This is a genomic window from Thiobacillus denitrificans ATCC 25259 (genome assembly GCF_000012745.1).
GTDB lineage: Bacteria > Pseudomonadota > Gammaproteobacteria > Burkholderiales > Thiobacillaceae > Thiobacillus > Thiobacillus denitrificans_B.
Genome location: NC_007404.1, coordinates 1,586,820 through 1,603,803, shown reverse-complemented (window position 1 = coordinate 1,603,803; position 16,984 = coordinate 1,586,820). Strand labels below are relative to the sequence as shown.

General features: G+C 66.0%; 20 protein-coding genes. 17 read left to right on the top strand and 3 right to left on the bottom strand.

The genetic code is table 11. The features are described 5' to 3' along the window. The first annotated feature begins 88 nt into the window (after nucleotides 1-88). Nucleotides 89-541 carry a hypothetical protein gene (locus TBD_RS07565; protein ID WP_011312027.1) on the top strand — a complete coding sequence of 151 codons (453 nt, stop codon included), beginning with the start codon at nucleotides 89-91 and terminating at the stop codon, nucleotides 539-541. A 61-nt stretch (nucleotides 542-602) separates the two neighbouring features. Here TBD_RS07565 and TBD_RS07560 read toward each other — a convergent pair whose 3' ends face one another. Together TBD_RS07560 and TBD_RS07555 are read right to left on the bottom strand one after the other, a co-directional pair. After that, the gene (locus TBD_RS07560) at nucleotides 603-1,169 is read right to left on the bottom strand and encodes an acyloxyacyl hydrolase (RefSeq protein ID WP_011312026.1); all 567 of its coding nucleotides are present in this window, start codon (nucleotides 1,167-1,169) and stop codon (nucleotides 603-605) included. Further along, nucleotides 1,166-2,188: a class I fructose-bisphosphate aldolase gene (locus tag TBD_RS07555; RefSeq protein WP_011312025.1), complete on the bottom strand. Its 1,023-nt coding sequence runs from the start codon at nucleotides 2,186-2,188 to the stop codon at nucleotides 1,166-1,168. The genes TBD_RS07560 and TBD_RS07555 overlap by 4 nt, the downstream gene beginning before the upstream one ends. Before the next feature lie 126 nt (nucleotides 2,189-2,314). Between TBD_RS07555 and miaA the strand changes: the two genes are divergently transcribed. After that, a complete protein-coding gene (gene miaA, locus TBD_RS07550) occupies nucleotides 2,315-3,256 on the top strand; it encodes a tRNA (adenosine(37)-N6)-dimethylallyltransferase MiaA (RefSeq protein WP_011312024.1) in 942 nt (313 codons plus the stop codon). A 5-nt stretch (nucleotides 3,257-3,261) separates the two neighbouring features. On the opposite strand, the gene xseA is transcribed toward miaA, so the two are convergent. Continuing rightward, nucleotides 3,262-4,617, bottom strand: a complete 1,356-nt coding sequence (gene xseA, locus TBD_RS07545; RefSeq protein ID WP_011312023.1) for an exodeoxyribonuclease VII large subunit — start codon at nucleotides 4,615-4,617, stop codon at nucleotides 3,262-3,264. A 340-nt stretch (nucleotides 4,618-4,957) separates the two neighbouring features. Between xseA and TBD_RS07540 the strand changes: the two genes are divergently transcribed. The 15 genes from TBD_RS07540 to TBD_RS07470 all read left to right on the top strand — a co-directional run bounded on the left by TBD_RS07540 (nucleotide 4,958) and on the right by TBD_RS07470 (nucleotide 16,944). Further along, the gene (locus tag TBD_RS07540) at nucleotides 4,958-5,563 is read left to right on the top strand and encodes a MotA/TolQ/ExbB proton channel family protein (protein ID WP_011312022.1); all 606 of its coding nucleotides are present in this window, start codon (nucleotides 4,958-4,960) and stop codon (nucleotides 5,561-5,563) included. Between the two features lie 7 nt (nucleotides 5,564-5,570). Then, nucleotides 5,571-5,987 (top strand): ExbD/TolR family protein, encoded by a 417-nt coding sequence (locus TBD_RS07535; protein WP_011312021.1) that lies wholly within the window; start codon nucleotides 5,571-5,573, stop codon nucleotides 5,985-5,987. A 102-nt stretch (nucleotides 5,988-6,089) separates the two neighbouring features. Beyond that, entirely contained in the window at nucleotides 6,090-7,079 is a 990-nt protein-coding gene (gene lpxK, locus TBD_RS07530) for a tetraacyldisaccharide 4'-kinase (RefSeq protein WP_011312020.1), read from the top strand. Between the two features lie 31 nt (nucleotides 7,080-7,110). Beyond that, entirely contained in the window at nucleotides 7,111-8,220 is a 1,110-nt protein-coding gene (locus tag TBD_RS07525; protein WP_011312019.1) for a GGDEF domain-containing protein, read from the top strand. Then, nucleotides 8,201-8,389: a Trm112 family protein gene (locus TBD_RS14570; protein ID WP_011312018.1), complete on the top strand. Its 189-nt coding sequence runs from the start codon at nucleotides 8,201-8,203 to the stop codon at nucleotides 8,387-8,389. Before TBD_RS07525 ends, TBD_RS14570 begins: the two co-directional genes overlap by 20 nt. A gap of 7 nt (nucleotides 8,390-8,396) precedes the next feature. Continuing rightward, a complete protein-coding gene (kdsB, locus tag TBD_RS07515; RefSeq protein ID WP_011312017.1) occupies nucleotides 8,397-9,155 on the top strand; it encodes a 3-deoxy-manno-octulosonate cytidylyltransferase in 759 nt (252 codons plus the stop codon). 106 nt (nucleotides 9,156-9,261) lie between these two features. Next, on the top strand, nucleotides 9,262-9,915 hold the full coding sequence (gene adk, locus TBD_RS07510) for an adenylate kinase (protein ID WP_011312016.1): 654 nt from the start codon (nucleotides 9,262-9,264) through the stop codon (nucleotides 9,913-9,915). Between the two features lie 34 nt (nucleotides 9,916-9,949). After that, a complete protein-coding gene (locus TBD_RS07505) occupies nucleotides 9,950-10,315 on the top strand; it encodes a hypothetical protein (protein WP_011312015.1) in 366 nt (121 codons plus the stop codon). Nucleotides 10,316-10,393: 78 nt separating this feature from the next. After that, nucleotides 10,394-11,650, top strand: coding sequence for a 6-phosphofructokinase (locus TBD_RS07500; protein WP_011312014.1), 1,257 nt, complete (start codon nucleotides 10,394-10,396; stop codon nucleotides 11,648-11,650). Nucleotides 11,651-11,682: 32 nt separating this feature from the next. After that, nucleotides 11,683-11,901 (top strand): hypothetical protein, encoded by a 219-nt coding sequence (locus TBD_RS07495; protein ID WP_011312013.1) that lies wholly within the window; start codon nucleotides 11,683-11,685, stop codon nucleotides 11,899-11,901. 52 nt (nucleotides 11,902-11,953) lie between these two features. Next, nucleotides 11,954-13,993, top strand: coding sequence for a sodium-translocating pyrophosphatase (locus tag TBD_RS07490; RefSeq protein WP_011312012.1), 2,040 nt, complete (start codon nucleotides 11,954-11,956; stop codon nucleotides 13,991-13,993). A gap of 84 nt (nucleotides 13,994-14,077) precedes the next feature. Beyond that, complete coding sequence (locus tag TBD_RS07485) at nucleotides 14,078-14,284, top strand: YgaP family membrane protein (RefSeq protein WP_011312011.1); 207 nt, start codon at nucleotides 14,078-14,080, stop codon at nucleotides 14,282-14,284. Between the two features lie 382 nt (nucleotides 14,285-14,666). After that, nucleotides 14,667-14,858, top strand: a complete 192-nt coding sequence (locus TBD_RS07480; protein ID WP_011312010.1) for a YgaP family membrane protein — start codon at nucleotides 14,667-14,669, stop codon at nucleotides 14,856-14,858. Nucleotides 14,859-14,930: 72 nt separating this feature from the next. Then, the gene (gene lolA, locus TBD_RS07475) at nucleotides 14,931-15,539 is read left to right on the top strand and encodes an outer membrane lipoprotein chaperone LolA (protein ID WP_011312009.1); all 609 of its coding nucleotides are present in this window, start codon (nucleotides 14,931-14,933) and stop codon (nucleotides 15,537-15,539) included. A gap of 76 nt (nucleotides 15,540-15,615) precedes the next feature. Next, complete coding sequence (locus TBD_RS07470; protein WP_011312008.1) at nucleotides 15,616-16,944, top strand: replication-associated recombination protein A; 1,329 nt, start codon at nucleotides 15,616-15,618, stop codon at nucleotides 16,942-16,944. Nucleotides 16,945-16,984: the final 40 nt, after the last annotated feature.

The window sequence follows — 16,984 nt, the reverse complement described above, 5'->3', positions numbered from 1 at the left end:
CGCCCGAAGCATTAGAATTTAATTGTTGACTAATATACTCAAGTATCTAGACTGACACCGTAGTTCAACACTTCAAGGAGAGAGAATCATGAGTGGACTGATCGCCAACTTCCCCAGCGACGGCATCGTCACGATCAACCGGGTCGTTCTCAAGCCCGAATACAGCGTCGACGACCTGCAGGAGCGCGTGGCCTTCCTGTGCGAGAACGTCAAGACCTATCACTCGGACACGGGTTTCGTTGGCGGCTTCGTCGCGCTGAACTCGGGCCAGGTGTCGAACGAAGGCTCGACGATCGGCAAGCCCGTCGAAAGCCCGATGAAAGGCAAGGAAGCGCTGATCGTGACCTTCTGGACGGACTTCGACAGCCACGAAAAGTCGCACCGTTCCGAGACCTTCCAGCCCCTCTTCGAGAAAGCGCTTGAACTGTGCGAGAACGGCAACGAGGAGATCGCGTACGAGATGCTGTGGTCGGGCAAGGCTTACGCGCCTGAGGAGATCACGGCAGCGCGCCAGGCGAAGGAACAGTACGCGGCAGCCTGACGGGCATCGCGTACGCAGCAGGACGGCGGGTAATCCCGCCGTTTTTTTTTGCCCCGAGGTGTCAGAACGCGTGCAGATAGCGCACGCCGATATGGTCGAGCCCTTCGTTTTCGCCTTCGACGACCCACTTGTGCGACATGTGGTCGTAGAACAGGCCGATCGATGCGCGCGGGCTGACCCGGTACCCGATCTCCGCGCCGAGCCGCGGCAGGAAGCGGGTGCCGAAGCCGCAATCGCTGAATTGCTCGCAGCGCGCGGGGTCCTTGTGGAGCGGGCCGTCGTGCACGACCGCGCCTATATTTGCGTCGGCGAACCAACGTGCAGCGTGCCAGACGCGGAAGCCGAGCCCGGCGTAGGCGACGCTGGTGTCGCCGGTGAAATTGAGCGTCGCGCCCAGATGAGGACGCGGCGACCCGGGAAAGGCGAGCGGCGCGAACTGCACTTCGAGGTTGAGGTCGACGCCATTCTCGTGATCGTCGCTCGCAAAGCCGCGGTCGTGGGCCATGACGCCGATCGCCCAGATGCCTGGGCCTGCAGCCTGTGCGTCCGCCACGGCGAGGGCTGCAAATGTCGCTGCGAAGGCCGCCAAGTGCCGGACACCGCCGCTCGGGCCGGCGGGCGCGCTCATCCTGCGCTTTCCATTTCGGGCCCGTAGGCGCCGTCGCGCGCGAGGCCGTTGAGTCGCGCGCGTTCGAGTAGCGCGGCCTGGGCCGCGGCGGCGTTGGCTTCGTGTCCGCGCCACGCCGCAAGGACCGGCGCCTGCAGGGCGCGGCCGTAAGAGAAACTGACCTGCCAAGGATGGGGGCCCATCGCGTTCATCGCGCTGAGGTGGGCGGTCGCTTCCTCGGCGCTCTGGCCGCCCGACAGGAAGACGATCCCGGGCACCGCCGCGGGTACGTGGCGCCGCAGGCAGCGCAGGGTCGCTTCGGCGACTTCCTGCACACCCGCCTGACGGGTGGATTTCTTGCCGGCCACGACCATGTTGGGCTTGAGTAGCACGCCTTCGAGGCCCACGCCGTGGGCGTCGAGTTCGGCGAAGACAGCCTCCAGCGCGCGAGCCGTGACGGCTTCGCAACGCTCGACGTCGTGCGCGCCGTCCATCAGCACTTCGGGCTCGACGATCGGGACGAGCCCCACTTCCTGGCAGAGCGCCGCGTAGCGTGCGAGCGCATGGGCGTTGGCGTGGATGCCGAACGGGGAGGGGAGGTCATGGGCGTCGATGTCGATGACCGCGCGCCACTTGGCGAACTGCGCCCCGAGCCCGTGGTATTCGACGAGACGCTCGCGCAGGCCGTCGAGGCCCTCGGTCACTTTCTCGCCCGGACACAGGGCGAGCGGCTTCGCGCCCTGGTCGACCTTGATGCCCGGGATGATGCCGCGTCCGGCCAGCAGCTGCGGGAAAGGCGTGCCGTCGCGCGTGCTCTGGCGCAGGGTTTCGTCGTACAGAATGACGCCGCCGATGTAGCGTTCGATGCTTTCCGCCGTGAACATAATTTCGCGATAGCGGCGCCGGCTTTTCTCGGTCGATTCGACCGCGATGGTGTCGAAACGCTTCTTGATCGTGGGCCCGCTTTCGTCCGCTGCGAGCACGCCTTTCTGCGGGGCGACAATGGCTCGGGCGACAGCCTGGAGTTCGTCTAGGTTCATGGCATTCGGGCCTCCGTAGACAGCGCGTGCTCTTGAGACGGGGCGGCGCTTTCCTTCCAACTCTAGACCGTAATTCGCTCCCGAAAGACCTGCGCGCGGCGCGGACGGCTGCGCGATAATCCCGGGATGTCCACACTCGGCCTTCCTCCTGCCGTTTTCCTCATGGGACCGACCGCTTCCGGCAAGACGGCGCTGGCGGTCAGTCTCCGTTCACGGTTTCCGTTCGAAATCATCAGCGTCGATTCGGCCCTGGTCTACCGGGGCATGGACGTCGGCACGGCGAAGCCCGACGCGGCGACGCTCGCGCGCGCACCGCATCATCTGCTCGATATCCGTGAGCCGAACGAAACGTATTCGGCGGCGGCGTTCTGCGACGACGCGCGCGCGCGGATGGCGGCGATCACCGCGCGGGGCCGGGTGCCGCTGCTCGTCGGCGGCACGATGCTGTACTTCCGTGCCCTGCTGCAGGGACTCGACGACCTGCCGCGCGCCGATGCCGCGCTCCGCAAGCGGCTCGAGCAGGATGCCGCCGAACGCGGCTGGCCGGCGCTCCACGCCGAACTCGCCGCGCTCGACCCGGCGACCGCGGCGCGCCTTGCCCCCAACGATTCCCAGCGCATCGGGCGGGCGCTCGAGATCGTCGAGCTGACCGGACGACCGATGTCGGCGCAGCTCGCCCAAACCCCCCGCGCATTGCCCTACGACGTGCTGCAACTGGCCCTGGTCCCGTCCGACCGCGCCGCGCTGCACCGGCGCATTGGCGAGCGCTTCGACGCCATGCTCGAGGCCGGCCTTGTCGACGAAGTGGAAATGCTTCGCCGCAATCACGTGCTCGACTCGACCATGCCCGCGATGCGTGCCGTGGGCTATCGCCAAGCGTGGGCGTATCTCGACGGCGACATTGATCTGGAGGCCTTGCGCGAACAAGGTGTCGCCGCGACCCGCCAACTCGCCAAGCGCCAATTGACCTGGCTGCGTTCATGGCCGGGGGCGGTGACGCTCGACTGCCTGGCGGACGACCTCGAGTCCCGGGCCGCAGCTCTCGTCGCTGCCCACCTCGGCGCCTGAGTCGCCTATTCGGGCTGCGCCGACTCGACCCGCGCGTGCGCCGCGCCGCGATGGAAACGGATCTCGAGCCCGTCACCGGCGCGCAGCGTCGCGGCGTCGTGGACAACCGCGCCGTTTTCCTGCTGGACGATGCTGTAGCCGCGCGCGAGCACGTTGTCGGGGTTCAGGTGCGCGAGGCTGCTCGCGAGCCGGGCGAGCGTCAGCCCCCGCCCGATGCGCGCGCTCTCGGCCGCACGCGCCGCGCGCGCGCCGAGAGATTCGAGGACCTGCTGCTGGCGCTGGAGCGCGTGGCGCGGGCTCGTGCGCCGCTCGCCGAGCTGTGCGATCCGGAGCTGCTCACGCGTCAGGCGCGCCCGCACGGCGCCGTGCAGACGCTGCGCGAGTTGGGCGATGCCGAGCTGGCGGCGCCTTAGCTGTTGGGCAGGATGTATCAAGCGCCGTGCCAGATAGTCGAGCCGCTGCATGTCGGCCTGCTGGCGCCGGGCGTGGTGCTGACGCAACAGGCGGGCGTGGCGCTCGAGCGCGCGCAGCATCTCCTCGGCGACCGGGCTTGCCAGCTCGGCGGCCGCGGTCGGCGTCGGCGCCCGCAGATCGGCGGCAAAATCCGCGAGCGTGAAATCGGTTTCGTGGCCGACGCCGCTGACGACCGGTATCGGACTCGCTGCAATCGCCCGCGCCACCGCCTCATCGTTGAATGCCCACAGGTCTTCGAGCGCGCCGCCGCCGCGGCAGACCAACAGTACGTCGCATTCGGCACGTGTCCCGGCGGCGCGGATCGCCGCCGCGATCTGGGCGCCTGCGCCGCTGCCTTGCACGGGCGTGGGGTAGAGAATCACCGGTAGGCCCGGCATGCGACGGCCGAGCGCGGTCAGGACGTCACGCAAGGCGGCTGCCTGCGGCGAAGTGACGACGCCGAGACAGCGCGGGAAACGCGGAAGCGCACGCTTTTTCGCCGGGTCGAACAGGCCTTCGCCTTCGAGCTTGGCTTTGAGCCGGACAAAGGCTTCGTAGAGCCGCCCCGCGCCGGCGCGGCGGATCGACTCGGCACCGAGCTGGAACTCGCCGCGTGCTTCGTAGAGCGAGGGGAGCGCGCGGATCTCGACGTGGTCGCCATTCGCCGGCGTGAACTCGGCGAACTGGTTGCGGCCGCGGAACATGACGCAGCGCACCTGCGCGGTCGCGTCCTTGAGCGAAAAGTACCAGTGACCCGACGCCGCACGCATGAAGTTCGAGACTTCGCCCTCGACCCACAAAAGCGGCAGTTGGCTTTCAAGCGCGCGCCGGGCCATGCGGTTGAGTTCGCTCACGCTCAGCACCGGCGGCGCGGGCGGCGGCATCCCAGGGTCTTCGCTCCAGTCCATGCCCGCAGGATATCAGGCTTGCGGCGGCGCCCGCTTCATGCACAGGCGAGACAGCGGGCATAAAAAAATACTGATAACCCTATTGACGGAAGTTTGATTTTTGTAAGTCTATGATTTTTAATAGTTAAGAGATTTGGTTACTTTTTGGGCCGCGACGCTTTCCCCTTTGCGGGCGGGCGTTTGGGACACACCGAGGCAAGTTTCGCACAGACTTATCCCCATCAATTGTGGAGAACTGTCTGGGGTCGCCGTAACTCACTCCTGGCCAAATTGGTGCTTGCCCAAACCCGCGCACGGGCGCTACATTTCGGCTGGTCTTGTTATCGTGGAGTGGGATTCAGTGCTTGCCATCATCGAGGCGGCCGGCTGGCCGGTCTGGCCGTTGATTCTGGCGTCGGTAATCGCCGTGGCCATCATCATCGAACGCGCCTACAGCCTGCGCACCCGGGAAGTCGCGCCCGCGGGCCTGTTGCTGGAGACCATCAAGGTGTACCAGGAACGCGGCGTTTCGACCGAGCTCGTCAGCCACCTGGCCGACAATTCGCCGCTCGGCCGTATCTTCGCGACCGCCCTGAGGAACGCCAACAACTCCCGCGAAATCATGAAAGAGTCAATCGAGGAGGCGGGCCGCGCCGTGACCCACGACCTCGACCGTTTCCTGACCTCGCTCGGCACGATCGCGAGCATGGCGCCCTTGCTCGGGCTGCTCGGCACGGTGATCGGCATGATCGAGATCTTCGGCGCGCAGACCGGCGGTGCCGCGAATCCCGGGCAGCTCGCCCATGGCATTTCGATCGCGCTGTACAACACGGCCTTCGGCCTGATCGTCGCCATCCCGGCGATGATCTTCTACCGCTATTTCCGCTCGCGCGTCGAGTCGCTCGTCGTCGACATGGAGCAGCAGGCGATCAAGCTCGTGGAAATCGTCCACGGTGACCGAAAGTAAGCGCAGCATGAATTTCAGAAAGGGCCGCCGCGAGGATTACCCGGAAATCAATCTGATCCCGTTCATCGACATCCTGCTCGTCGTCGTCATTTTTCTGGCCGTTACGACGACCTACGCGCGCTTCGCCGAACTCAAGATCAACCTGCCGACCAGCGGCGCGGCGCAGACGCCGACGCAGCCCAAGCAGATCGAGGTCGCGGTCGCCGAAAGCGGCCGTTACCAGATCGACGACGCGGCGCTGGGCGACCCCTCGGTCGACGGGATCGCCGCCGCGCTGAAAAAGGCGGCGGCCGGTCAGAACGATCCGGTGGTCGTGATCAACGCCGATGCCCGCGCCGCGCACCAGTCCGTAGTCAACGTCATGGAAGCGGCGCGCCGCGTCGGCCTCGGCCGAATCACCTTCGCGACGCAGACCGCGCCCTGACCGAGGCGCCGGTATCCAGCGTGACGCAGCCGACTTCGTCCGCGCCCGGAAACCGCTGGCCACCGTGTTCGCCCCCCCGTGAGCGCGGCTAGGGCGTCTCGCGTGCTTTCGCTTCCCCGCCTGTGGACGCACACGGGCCCGCTCACCTTATTGCTGCTGCCCGTCGCGTGGTTCTTCGCGAGCCTCGTCACCGTGCGTCGGCTGGCCTTCCGGCGCGGCTGGCTAACGCGTGTCGACGTCGGGATCCCGGTCATCGTCGTCGGTAACATCACGGCCGGCGGCAGCGGCAAGACCCCGCTCGTGATCTGGCTGACGAACTGGTTGCGCGAGCAGGGGCACCGCCCGGGCGTGGTCAGCCGCGGATACGGCGGCAAGGCGCGCCGCTGCGTCGAGCTCGGCGCCGAGAGCACGGCGGCCGAAGTCGGCGACGAGCCGCTCCTGATCCACCGCAAGACCGGTGCGCCGGTCGTGGTCGGGCGCGATCGTCCGGCCGCGGCCCGGGTCCTGCGGGCACGCCACCCCGAGGTCGACATCATCGTCTCCGACGATGGCCTGCAGCATTACCGCCTCGGACGCGCCCTGGAGCTCGCGGTGCTCGACGCTGCGACTGGCTTCGGCAACGGCTGGCCGCTACCGGCCGGGCCCTTGCGCGAGCCGTTCAGGCGTCTGCACGAGGTCGACGGCGTCGTCCAGGTCGTCCGCGGTGGCGGCGCCTGGCGCACCTATCTCGGCCTCAAGACCTGGCGCGCCGACTACCGCGCGGGCGACGCCCGGCGCCTGCGCGCTCCGGAGGAAAGAAAGCCGCTGCGTGCGCTGGCGCAGCGCGAGTGGCTCGCCGCGACCGGAATCGGCCGGCCCGAAGGGTTTTTTGCCATGCTCGAGGCCCACGGCGTGCGGCATCGGCCTCGCGCCTTCCCCGACCATCACGCGTTTCGCCCCGACGACCTGCCGGCGGGCGGCGCCGTACTGATGACCGAAAAAGACGCGGTAAAATGCGCCGACTTCGCCGGCCCGGACTGGTGGGCGGTCGACCTCGAAGTGGTCCCCGAGGCGGGGTTCGTCGAGTGGTTGCGGACACGGCTCGGATCCTGAAAGAGCCGGAACTGGGCAGGGAGGAGGCAGCATGGCAATGCACCATTCGGACCGGGGCGAACGCGCCTGCCGCCGGAAAACCGACGAGGAGGATGGCGCGTTCTGGGCCCCCGACCGCGGCGAAATCGTCATCCAGTATTTCACCCGATATCTGTTTTTTTCGCTTTCGGTCGTCTACTTCTCGACCGTCGAAACCCTGCCGTCCGGGTTTCTCGACATCGAGCAGTTGCTGCTCGCACTCGGCGCGTATTTCGTTATCAACAGCTGGCTCTTTCGTCAGGCGCTGCAAGGTCTCACGCTGCTGAAGATACGCAGCGCGATGAGCGCCGACCTCGCGATCGTCACGGTCTGCGTCGTCCACGACCCCAATCTCATCCCGCCGTCGGCGCTGGTCTATCTGATGGTTCTGCTCGGCAACGGCATGCGCTACGGCATGCGCGTCTTCGCCGAAGTGCTCGGCGCCTCGTTCGTCTGCATGGCGTTCGCGTTCGCGCTACGCTACCGCTTTGGCGGCTTCGTCGTTACGGCCGGCGACGTGTTCTACGGCATCTTCTGGGTGACACTCGCGCTGTACGCCTACATCCTGACGGGCCGCCTCGAGGGGCAACGCCGCGAGCTCGACCGGTGCAGCCGCGTCGATGCCTTGACCGGCTTGCTGAACCGCCACGGACTGCTCGCCGCCGCCGACCGCCTGCTCGGCGGTGCCGGCAACGCGCAGCCCGCGACGGTGTTGTTCGCCGACCTCGATCAGTTCAAGTCGGTCAACGACCTTTACGGGCACGGCGCGGGCGACCGCGTGCTCGCGCAGTTCGCGCAGATCTTTGCCGAATGCGCCGAGGAGGGCGTGTGCGGACGCTGGGGCGGCGACGAGTTCGTCGCGATCCTGCCGCCGCGCGACGCCGCGGCCGTAGCGAAGATCTTCGAGCAGATCGACGCCCGCATCGACGCCTGGAGCAGGAGCAATGCCCTGCCGCTGGCGGCGAGCCTCGGCGTCGCCCAGGCGCCGCAGGACGGCCACGACCTCTTGACCCTGCTGTCGGTTGCCGACATCCACCTTTATCAGAGCAAGTCACGGCAGCCGGCTCAGGCTGGCGTGCCTGCATTTTTCAGGACCGCGATCAATGAACCCCAAATTACTTGAAATCCTCGTCTGCCCCGTCTGCAAAGGCCAGCTCGAGTGGAAAAAATCGGCGCACGAGCTCGTCTGCCCGGCGTGCCGCCTCGCCTATCCCGTGCGTGACGACATTCCGGTGATGCTGCCTGAGGAGGCGCGCGCCGTCGGCCCCGACGAAGTTCACGGTCAGGCCTAAGGCGGCCATGCACTTTCGCGTCGTCATTCCCGCGCGCTACGGGTCGAGCCGCCTGCCGGGCAAGCCGCTCGCCGACATCGGCGGCAGGCCGATGGTGCTGCACGTGCTCGACCGCGCCCTGCAGGCCGGCGCCGAGTCGGTCGTCGTCGCGACCGACGACGCCCGGGTGCAGGCGGCGGTCGAAGCGGCTGGCCATCAGGCGCTGCTGACCTCGCCCGATCATCAGTCGGGCACCGAACGTCTGGTCGAAGTCGCCGAAACGCTCGGCTGGCCGGATGACACGCTCGTGGTCAATGTGCAGGGCGACGAGCCGCTGATCGATCCGGCGCTGATACGCGAGGCCGCGCGCCAGCTTGTCGTGCACACCGACGCCGTGATGGCGACCCTGGCACACCCGATCCACGACCACGCCGACTTCGTCAATCCGAACGTCGTCAAGGTCGTCGCCGACGAAGCCGGCTACGCGGTCTACTTCAGCCGCGCGCCGATCCCCTGGCCACGCGACGCCTTCGCGGCCGAGCAGCCGATGCCGCACGAAATCGGCGCGCTACGTCACATCGGTCTCTATGCCTATCGCGCGGGTTTTCTGCGCACCTACGCGAGCCTCGCGAGTTCGCCGCTCGAACGCTGCGAGATGCTCGAGCAATTGCGCGTGCTGTGGCACGGCTACCGCATCAGTCTCGGCGTCACGCCGACCGCGCCGGCCCCCGGCGTCGACACGGCGGACGACCTGGCGCGCGTCAGGGCGCTGTTCGCGGCTGTTTAACAGCCTCTTGAATCCGGCAATAAAATTTTTTAAGTGTTGCTCCCCGCGCGCTTGCCTTAGGCTAGCGCGCTTTGGGACATTCATATCAATTTAGGGGAGACTCGCGATGCGTCTGATTCTGTTGGGCGGCCCTGGCGCCGGCAAAGGCACCCAGGCCAATTACATCAAGGAAAAATACGGCATTCCGCAAATCTCCACCGGCGACATGCTGCGTGCGCAGATCAAGGCGGGCACCGAACTCGGCATGAAGGCCAAGGCGATCATGGACGCCGGCGGCCTCGTCTCCGACGACATCATCATCGGCATGGTCAAGGCGCGCCTGCAGGAGGCCGACTGCAAGAACGGTTACCTGTTCGACGGCTTCCCGCGCACGATCCCGCAAGCCGAGGCGATGAAGGCTGCCGGCGTGCCGATCGACTACGTCGTCGAGATCGACGTCGCCGACGAGGAAATCATCAAGCGCATGTCGGGCCGCCGCGTCCACGTCGCGTCCGGCCGCACCTACCACGTCGTGTTCAACCCGCCCAAGGTCGCCGGCAAGGACGACGTGACCGGCGAGGACCTGATCCAGCGCGACGACGACCAGGAAGAGACCGTCAAGAAACGCCTCGACGTCTACCACGCACAGACCGAGCCGCTCGTGAAGTACTACGGCGACTGGGCAGCACGCGGCGAAGCCGGCGCGCCCAAGTACGTCAAGATTTCGGGCGTCGGCAAGGTCGAGCAGATCCGCGATTCGATCTTCGCCGCCCTCGGCTGAGCCCGCGCGGAATCGAAGACGGGCCGCAACGACGATGCCGCACGCGATCGCCCCGATGACCGAGACCGAGCGCTGGATCGTGTCCAGCGCGGTCAAGGAGCGCTATGGCCGGGAGGTCGAACTGCAGGACGTCGAAACCGAGATCCGGCTGCACATCGACGACCGTGAACTGACGCTGTGCCCGGGCCTGTACTGGAACGAGCATGGCTGTCACTTCGTGCTCTCGAAAACCGGCGATTCGCGCTATCGCAGCATGTTCTTCTATCGCATTCGCGACCGCTTCAGCACGGGACGCGAGGAATACGACGATATCGGCGACTGCGTCACGACGCTCTTGAAAATGCAGGCCGACGAGGAGGCCAAGCGTCTGGCCGACGGCGAGACCGCCGGAAACAGTTGACAGAGCAAAGCCAGCCGGGAAACCCGCTGGCTTTTTGTTTGCGAACGAATACGGAAACAATCAGGAGATAGCACCACCATGGCGAAAAAAATGAACGCCTTCTACGCGCAGTCCGGCGGCGTCACCGCCGTCATCAACGCGTCGGCCTGCGGCGTGATCGAGACCGCGCGCAAGAACAAGGACAAGATTGGCAAGGTCTACGCCGGCCGCAACGGCATCATCGGCGCGCTGACCGAAGACCTCATCGACACCAGCAAGGAATCCGACGCCGCGATCGCGGCGCTGCGCTCGACGCCGTCGGGCGCCTTCGGCTCGTGCCGCTTCAAGCTCAAGTCGCTCGAAGCCAACAAGCGCGAATACGAACGCCTGATCGAGGTGTTCAAGGCGCACAACATCGGCTACTTCTTCTATAACGGCGGCGGCGATTCGGCGGATACCTGCTTCAAGGTCAGCCAGCTGTCCGAAGCGATGGGCTATCCGATCCAGGCGATCCACGTGCCGAAGACCGTCGACAACGACCTGCCGATCACCGACTGCTGCCCGGGCTTCGGCTCGGTCGCCAAATACATCGCCGTGTCGACGCTCGAAGCGAGCTACGACGTGCGCTCGATGGCCAAGACCTCGACCAAGGTCTTCGTGATCGAGGTCATGGGCCGCCACGCCGGCTGGATCGCGGCAGCGGGCGGTCTCGTCGAGGACCACGGCATTCCGGTCGTGATCCTGTTCCCCGAAATCGAATTCGATCAGAAGAAATTCCTCGCGCTCGTCGACAAGAAGGTCAAGGAATTCGGCTTCTGCACCGTCGTCGTGTCCGAAGGCTGCCACTACCCGGATGGCAAGTTCCTCGCCGAACAGGGCACGCGCGACGCCTTCGGCCACGCCCAGCTCGGCGGCGCGGCGCCGGTCGTCGCCAACATGATCAAGGATGCGCTCGGCCACAAGTTCCACTGGGCCGTCGCCGATTACCTGCAGCGCGCCGCGCGCCACATCGCCTCGAAAACGGACGTCAAGCAGGCCTATGAGCTCGGCAAGAAAGCCGTCGAACTCGCGATCCGCGGCCACAACTCGGTCATGCCGACCGTCGACCGGCTCTCCGACAAGCCCTACAAATACAAGATCGGCGTAGCCGATCTCAAGGATGTCGCCAACGTCGAGAAATTCATGCCGCGCGACTTCATCACCAAGGACGGCTTCGGCATCACCGACAAGTGCAAGCGTTACCTCACGCCGCTCATCCAGGGCGAGGACTATCCGAAGTACAAGGACGGCTTGCCGGTCTACGTGACGCTCAAGAACGTCGCGGTGGCCAAGAAGCTGGCGGAATTCAAGCTCTAGAAGCTTCGAGGGGAGCAGGGAGACATCAGAAGATGACGCTCGACCGCGCGCGGCAACTGCTCAAGGTCCAGGCGGACTTTGGCGGCTTTTACAACGGCAATTCGGCCAAGCTGATTTTGTCGGAAGTGCAGCGCGAGCATGGGCAAGCGGCGGTCGATCAACTCATCCTCGATTTAGAGCTCAACCGGATTTTCGGGTTCGAGCCGGGCACGCGTTTCGAAGGCGGGCTCGCGATGGGCAGGGATCAGTAACCGACGGTAGCGAAAGCTGCCGTTTTTTTTTGTTTTTTGAGGAGAACGGATAATGAATGAAGGCTTGCTGTTCGCTCTCGTGGCGGCAGGGCTTGCCCTGCTCTACGGGATCATATCGATCAAATGGATCCTGGCGCTCCCGAGCGGCAACGACAGGATGCGTGAGATCGCGGCGGCGGTGCAGGAGGGTGCCTCCGCCTATCTGAATCGGCAATACACGACGATCGGGATCGTCGGCGTGATCCTGCTGATCGCCATCTTCCTGTCGCTCGGCTGGCAGACCGCGGTCGGCTTCGCGCTCGGCGCCGTGCTCTCGGGCCTGACCGGCTACATCGGCATGAACGTCTCGGTGCGTGCCAACGTGCGCACCGCGCAGGCCGCCACCAACGGCCTCAACGCCGCGCTCAACGTCGCGTTCAAGGGCGGCGCCATCACCGGCCTGCTGGTCGTCGGCCTCGGCCTCTTGGGCGTCGCCGGCTACTACGCCGTGCTGACGCTGGTGCTCGGCGAAAGCACCGAGGCTGCGACGCACGCGCTCGTCGGCCTCGCGTTCGGCGGTTCGCTGATCTCGATCTTCGCGCGTCTCGGCGGCGGCATCTTCACCAAGGGCGCCGACGTCGGCGCGGACCTCGTCGGCAAGGTCGAAGCGGGCATCCCCGAAGACGACCCGCGCAACCCGGCCGTGATCGCTGACAACGTCGGCGACAACGTCGGCGACTGCGCCGGCATGGCGGCCGACCTGTTCGAGACCTACGCCGTGACGATCATCGCGACGATGCTGCTCGGCGGCCTGTTGATCACCGGCTCGCCCGAAGCCGTGATCTATCCGCTCGTGCTCGGCGGCTTCTCGATCATCGCTTCGGTCATCGGCACCTTCTTCGTCAAGGCGCGTGAAGGCGGCAAGATCATGAACGCCCTGTATCGCGGCCTGATCGTCTCCGGCGTGCTCGCCGCGATCGCCTTCTATCCGATCACGACCTGGATGATGGGCGAGGGCGTGACGATCGGCGGCGAACTCGTGACCTCGCTGAACCTCTACTTCGCCTCGCTGATCGGCCTCGCGCTGACCGCGGCGATGGTGTGGATCACCGAGTACTACACGGCGACCGAATTCAGCCCGGTCCGCCACATCGCGCAGGCCTCGACGACCGGCCACGGCACCAACGTGATCGCCGGCCTCGGCGTGTCGATGAAGTCGACCGCAGCGCCGGTGCTCGCCGTCTGCGCCGCGATCTGGGGCGCCTATGAACTCGCGGGCCTCTACGGGATTGCGATCGCTGCGACCTCGATGCTGTCGATGGCCGGCATCATCGTCGCCCTCGACGCCTACGGCCCGATCACCGACAACGCCGGCGGCATCGCCGAAATGGCAGGCCTGCCCGACAGCATCCGCGACATCACCGACCCGCTCGACGCCGTCGGCAACACGACCAAGGCGGTGACCAAGGGCTACGCGATCGGCTCGGCCGGCCTTGCCGCGCTCGTGCTCTTCGCCGACTACACCCACGCCCTGTCCACCCACGGCGGCCCGGCGCTGAGCTTCGACCTGTCGAACCACATGGTCATCATCGGCCTCTTCATCGGCGGCATGGTTCCTTATCTCTTCGGCGCCATGGGCATGGAAGCGGTCGGTCGTGCGGCCGGTTCGGTCGTCGTCGAGGTGCGTCGCCAGTTCAAGAGCATCCCCGGCATCATGGAAGGCACGGGCAAGCCGGAATACGGCACTTGCGTCGACATGCTGACCAAAGCCGCGATCAAGGAAATGATCGTCCCGTCGCTGCTGCCGGTCGCGGTGCCTATCATCGTCGGCCTCGCCCTCGGCCCGCAGGCCCTGGGCGGCGTGCTCGTGGGCACGATCATCACCGGCATCTTCGTCGCGATTTCGATGACCACCGGCGGCGGCGCCTGGGACAACGCCAAGAAGTACATCGAGGAGGGCAACCACGGCGGCAAGGGTTCAGAAGCGCATAAAGCTGCCGTTACTGGGGATACCGTCGGCGATCCGTACAAGGACACCGCCGGTCCGGCCGTCAACCCGCTGATCAAGATCATCAACATCGTAGCGCTCTTGATCGTGCCGCTGATCATGTAACACAGCCAGCTGAGTACGGCCATCTCACGCCCGGGGCCAGCGCGCCCCGGAACGACAACAATATATTGAAGAGAGGAATTGACGATGGCTAAAAACATGGGCGGCACCGACCGCATCATCCGTGCGGTGGTCGGCGCCGGACTGATTTATTACGCGATGTCCAACCTTCCCGGCGCGGACAGCTGGATGGTTCCGGCGGGTCTCGTGGGCTTCATCCTGATTCTCACGGCAATCTTCGCGCGTTGCCCGGCCTACATGCCGTTCGGCATCTCGACCTGCAAGACGAAGTAGAACCCGGCCTTTCGAGATCAAAAAAGTGCGCCCTTGAGGCGCACTTTTTTTTGCGGGCGCTTCGAAGACCTGCCGGCCGGCGCGTCAAAAAAATCCAATCCTGGCACGAAAAGCGCATTGACAAACGGCGTGGTTTGCGAATGGAGGTTAAAGAAGCCCCCTCGACTGCCGTTACCTGGGGACGGTCGACGATCCGGAACGGGCCCGACCGAACCCGCTGTTCCACCCGCTGATCACGCATCATCAACATCCGGCACCGCCGATCGTGCCGTTGATAAGTAAGGGAACGCATGGATCGGCTGATCGGGGAAGGGCGCTCTTTGCCAGTTGTCACGGCCCTCGGGTGCGAGCGGATATTTGCCAATACCAAAGGAGAACGAAGATGAGCAATATCGGAATCCACGAACGTCTTGCCCGCGCGGCGATTGCATTTGCCCTGTTGTACTGGGCGATGACGCCGCTCGGCCCGACGCTGGCGGCCGGCTATGGCGGCCTGTTTCTGCTGGCCACCGCGATCGTCGGCTGGTGCCCGTGGTACAAGTCTTTCGGCAGCAAGACCGCAAAGCAGCAGTAAACTTTCGCAGTCCCGCAAGGTCTGCCTAGTGCGCCCGCGTGGCGCACTTTTTATTTCCGGAACCGAAAAGCCATGCGTCCACTTTTCCTGCTGTTTGCGCTTGTCCTGACCCACGCCGCCCACGCCGGCGGCGTCGAGCGTCTGAAGGCGTTCATCGCCGGCGCCAAAACGGCCGAGGCCGACTTCACCCAGACCGTCGCCGACCGCAACAACCGCGTGACCCAGGAGGCGAGCGGAAAAATGGCGTTCGCGCGTCCCGGCAAGTTCCGCTGGGATTACCGCGCGCCCTACGAGCAGGTCATCGTCGGCGACGGCGCCAAGCTCTGGCTTTATGACGCCGACCTCGACCAGGTCACGGTCAAGCCGCTCGGCGAAGTCATCGCCGGCACGCCGGCCGCGCTCCTGGCCGGCGACGACGCGATCGAAAAATACTTCAGCCTGAAGAACGCCGGCGAATCGGGCGGCCTCGAATGGCTCGAAGCGACGCCAAAAAGCCGTGACACGAGCTTCGAGCGCATCCGCATGGGCTTTAAGGGCGACGTGCTCGTGCAGATGGAACTCTTCGACACCTTCGGCCAGCGCACCACGCTCAAGCTTTCGAACTTCGCGCGCAACCCGCGCATCGCGCCGTCGCGCTTCGTCTTCACGCCGCCGAAGGGGGCCGACGTTATCGGCGAGTGACAGGCGGGCGCTGCTGACGTTCACGCCATGCCCGACGCCTGAAATCGCGGCACAATAAGCCTCGCGCCCAACCACCATGTGCCCCCAGGACCTCTTCTCGACCGAACCCGCCGCCGCGCCTGCGCCTGACCCGCACGCGCCGCTCGCCGAGCGCCTGCGCCCGCGCACGCTCGACGACGTCGTCGGGCAGAGTCACCTGCTCGGCCCCGGCAAGCCGCTCAGGCTCGCGTTCGACTCGGGCAAGCTGCATTCGATGATCCTCTGGGGGCCGCCCGGCGTCGGCAAGACCACGCTCGCCCGGCTCACTGCGCAGGCCTTCGGCGCCGATTTCATCGCGATCTCGGCCGTGCTCTCCGGCGTGAAGGACATCCGCGAGGCGGTCGAACGCGCGCGCATGAACCAGAAGCTCGGCCGTGCGACGATACTCTTCGTCGACGAGGTCCACCGCTTCAACAAGTCGCAGCAGGACGCCTTCCTGCCGCACGTCGAATCGGGCCTTTTCACCTTCATCGGCGCGACCACCGAGAACCCCTCGTTCGAGGTCGTCGGCGCGCTCTTGTCGCGCGCCCAGGTCTACGTGCTGAAATCGCTCACGCCCGACGAGCTCGGCCGCCTCATGCAGCGCGCGCTGCAGGAACTGCCGTCGCTCAAGCTCGCCGACGGCGTCGACAAGCTGCTGGCCGCCTACGCCGACGGCGACGCGCGCAAATTGCTCAACCTGCTCGAGCAACTCGACACCGCCGCGCGCACCGCGCAGGTCGAAGAAGCCGACGCGGCCTTCGTCGAGAACGCGCTCGCGCAGTCGCTGCGCCGCTTCGACAAAGGCGGCGAAGCCTTCTACGACCAGATTTCGGCGCTGCACAAGAGCGTGCGCGGCTCTGACCCCGACGCGTCGCTCTACTGGCTCGTGCGCATGCTCGACGGCGGCGCCGACCCGCGCTACCTCGGCCGGCGACTCGTGCGCATGGCGAGCGAGGACATCGGGCTGGCCGATCCGCGCGCCTTGAGACTGGCGCTCGACGCGGTCGAAACCTACGAACGCCTCGGCTCGCCCGAAGGCGAACTCGCGCTCGCCGAGGCCTGCCTCTATCTGGCCTGCGCACCCAAGAGCAACGCCGCCTACGTCGCCTACAACGCCGCGCGCGCGTTCGTGGAGGCCAACCCGTCGAACGACGTGCCGATCCACCTGCGCAACGCGCCGACCAAGCTCATGAAGGAACTCGGCTACGGGCGCGCCTATCGCTACGCTCACGACGAGCCCGAAGCCTACGCCGCCGGCGAGCGCTACTTCCCCGACGACATCGCGGAACAGCAGTTCTACGAACCGACCCCGCGCGGGCTCGAAGGCAAGATCGCCGAGAAGCTCGCGCATCTGCGAGAGCTCGACGACGAGGCGGAAAAGTAGGGGTAGACGGCGCCGCGGCCTGCCGTAAAATGCCGCGACG

Excerpts from the sequence above, each read along its gene's own strand:
- TBD_RS07500 (WP_011312014.1), top strand. The coding sequence starts at position 10,394 with ATGGCGAAAAAAATGAACGCCTTCTACGCGCAGTCCGGCGGCGTCACC.
- TBD_RS07495 (WP_011312013.1), top strand. The coding sequence starts at position 11,683 with ATGACGCTCGACCGCGCGCGGCAACTGCTCAAGGTCCAGGCGGACTTT.
- TBD_RS07490 (WP_011312012.1), top strand. The coding sequence starts at position 11,954 with ATGAATGAAGGCTTGCTGTTCGCTCTCGTGGCGGCAGGGCTTGCCCTG.
- lolA (WP_011312009.1), top strand. The coding sequence starts at position 14,931 with ATGCGTCCACTTTTCCTGCTGTTTGCGCTTGTCCTGACCCACGCCGCC.
- TBD_RS07485 (WP_011312011.1), top strand. The coding sequence starts at position 14,078 with ATGGCTAAAAACATGGGCGGCACCGACCGCATCATCCGTGCGGTGGTC.
- TBD_RS07535 (WP_011312021.1), top strand. The coding sequence starts at position 5,571 with ATGAATTTCAGAAAGGGCCGCCGCGAGGATTACCCGGAAATCAATCTG.
- miaA (WP_011312024.1), top strand. The coding sequence starts at position 2,315 with ATGTCCACACTCGGCCTTCCTCCTGCCGTTTTCCTCATGGGACCGACC.
- TBD_RS14570 (WP_011312018.1), top strand. The coding sequence starts at position 8,201 with ATGAACCCCAAATTACTTGAAATCCTCGTCTGCCCCGTCTGCAAAGGC.
- kdsB (WP_011312017.1), top strand. The coding sequence starts at position 8,397 with ATGCACTTTCGCGTCGTCATTCCCGCGCGCTACGGGTCGAGCCGCCTG.
- adk (WP_011312016.1), top strand. The coding sequence starts at position 9,262 with ATGCGTCTGATTCTGTTGGGCGGCCCTGGCGCCGGCAAAGGCACCCAG.
- TBD_RS07505 (WP_011312015.1), top strand. The coding sequence starts at position 9,950 with ATGCCGCACGCGATCGCCCCGATGACCGAGACCGAGCGCTGGATCGTG.
- TBD_RS07470 (WP_011312008.1), top strand. The coding sequence starts at position 15,616 with ATGTGCCCCCAGGACCTCTTCTCGACCGAACCCGCCGCCGCGCCTGCG.
- TBD_RS07560 (WP_011312026.1), bottom strand. The coding sequence starts at position 1,169 with ATGAGCGCGCCCGCCGGCCCGAGCGGCGGTGTCCGGCACTTGGCGGCC.
- TBD_RS07555 (WP_011312025.1), bottom strand. The coding sequence starts at position 2,188 with ATGAACCTAGACGAACTCCAGGCTGTCGCCCGAGCCATTGTCGCCCCG.
- TBD_RS07480 (WP_011312010.1), top strand. The coding sequence starts at position 14,667 with ATGAGCAATATCGGAATCCACGAACGTCTTGCCCGCGCGGCGATTGCA.
- TBD_RS07565 (WP_011312027.1), top strand. The coding sequence starts at position 89 with ATGAGTGGACTGATCGCCAACTTCCCCAGCGACGGCATCGTCACGATC.
- xseA (WP_011312023.1), bottom strand. The coding sequence starts at position 4,617 with ATGGACTGGAGCGAAGACCCTGGGATGCCGCCGCCCGCGCCGCCGGTG.
- TBD_RS07525 (WP_011312019.1), top strand. The coding sequence starts at position 7,111 with ATGGCAATGCACCATTCGGACCGGGGCGAACGCGCCTGCCGCCGGAAA.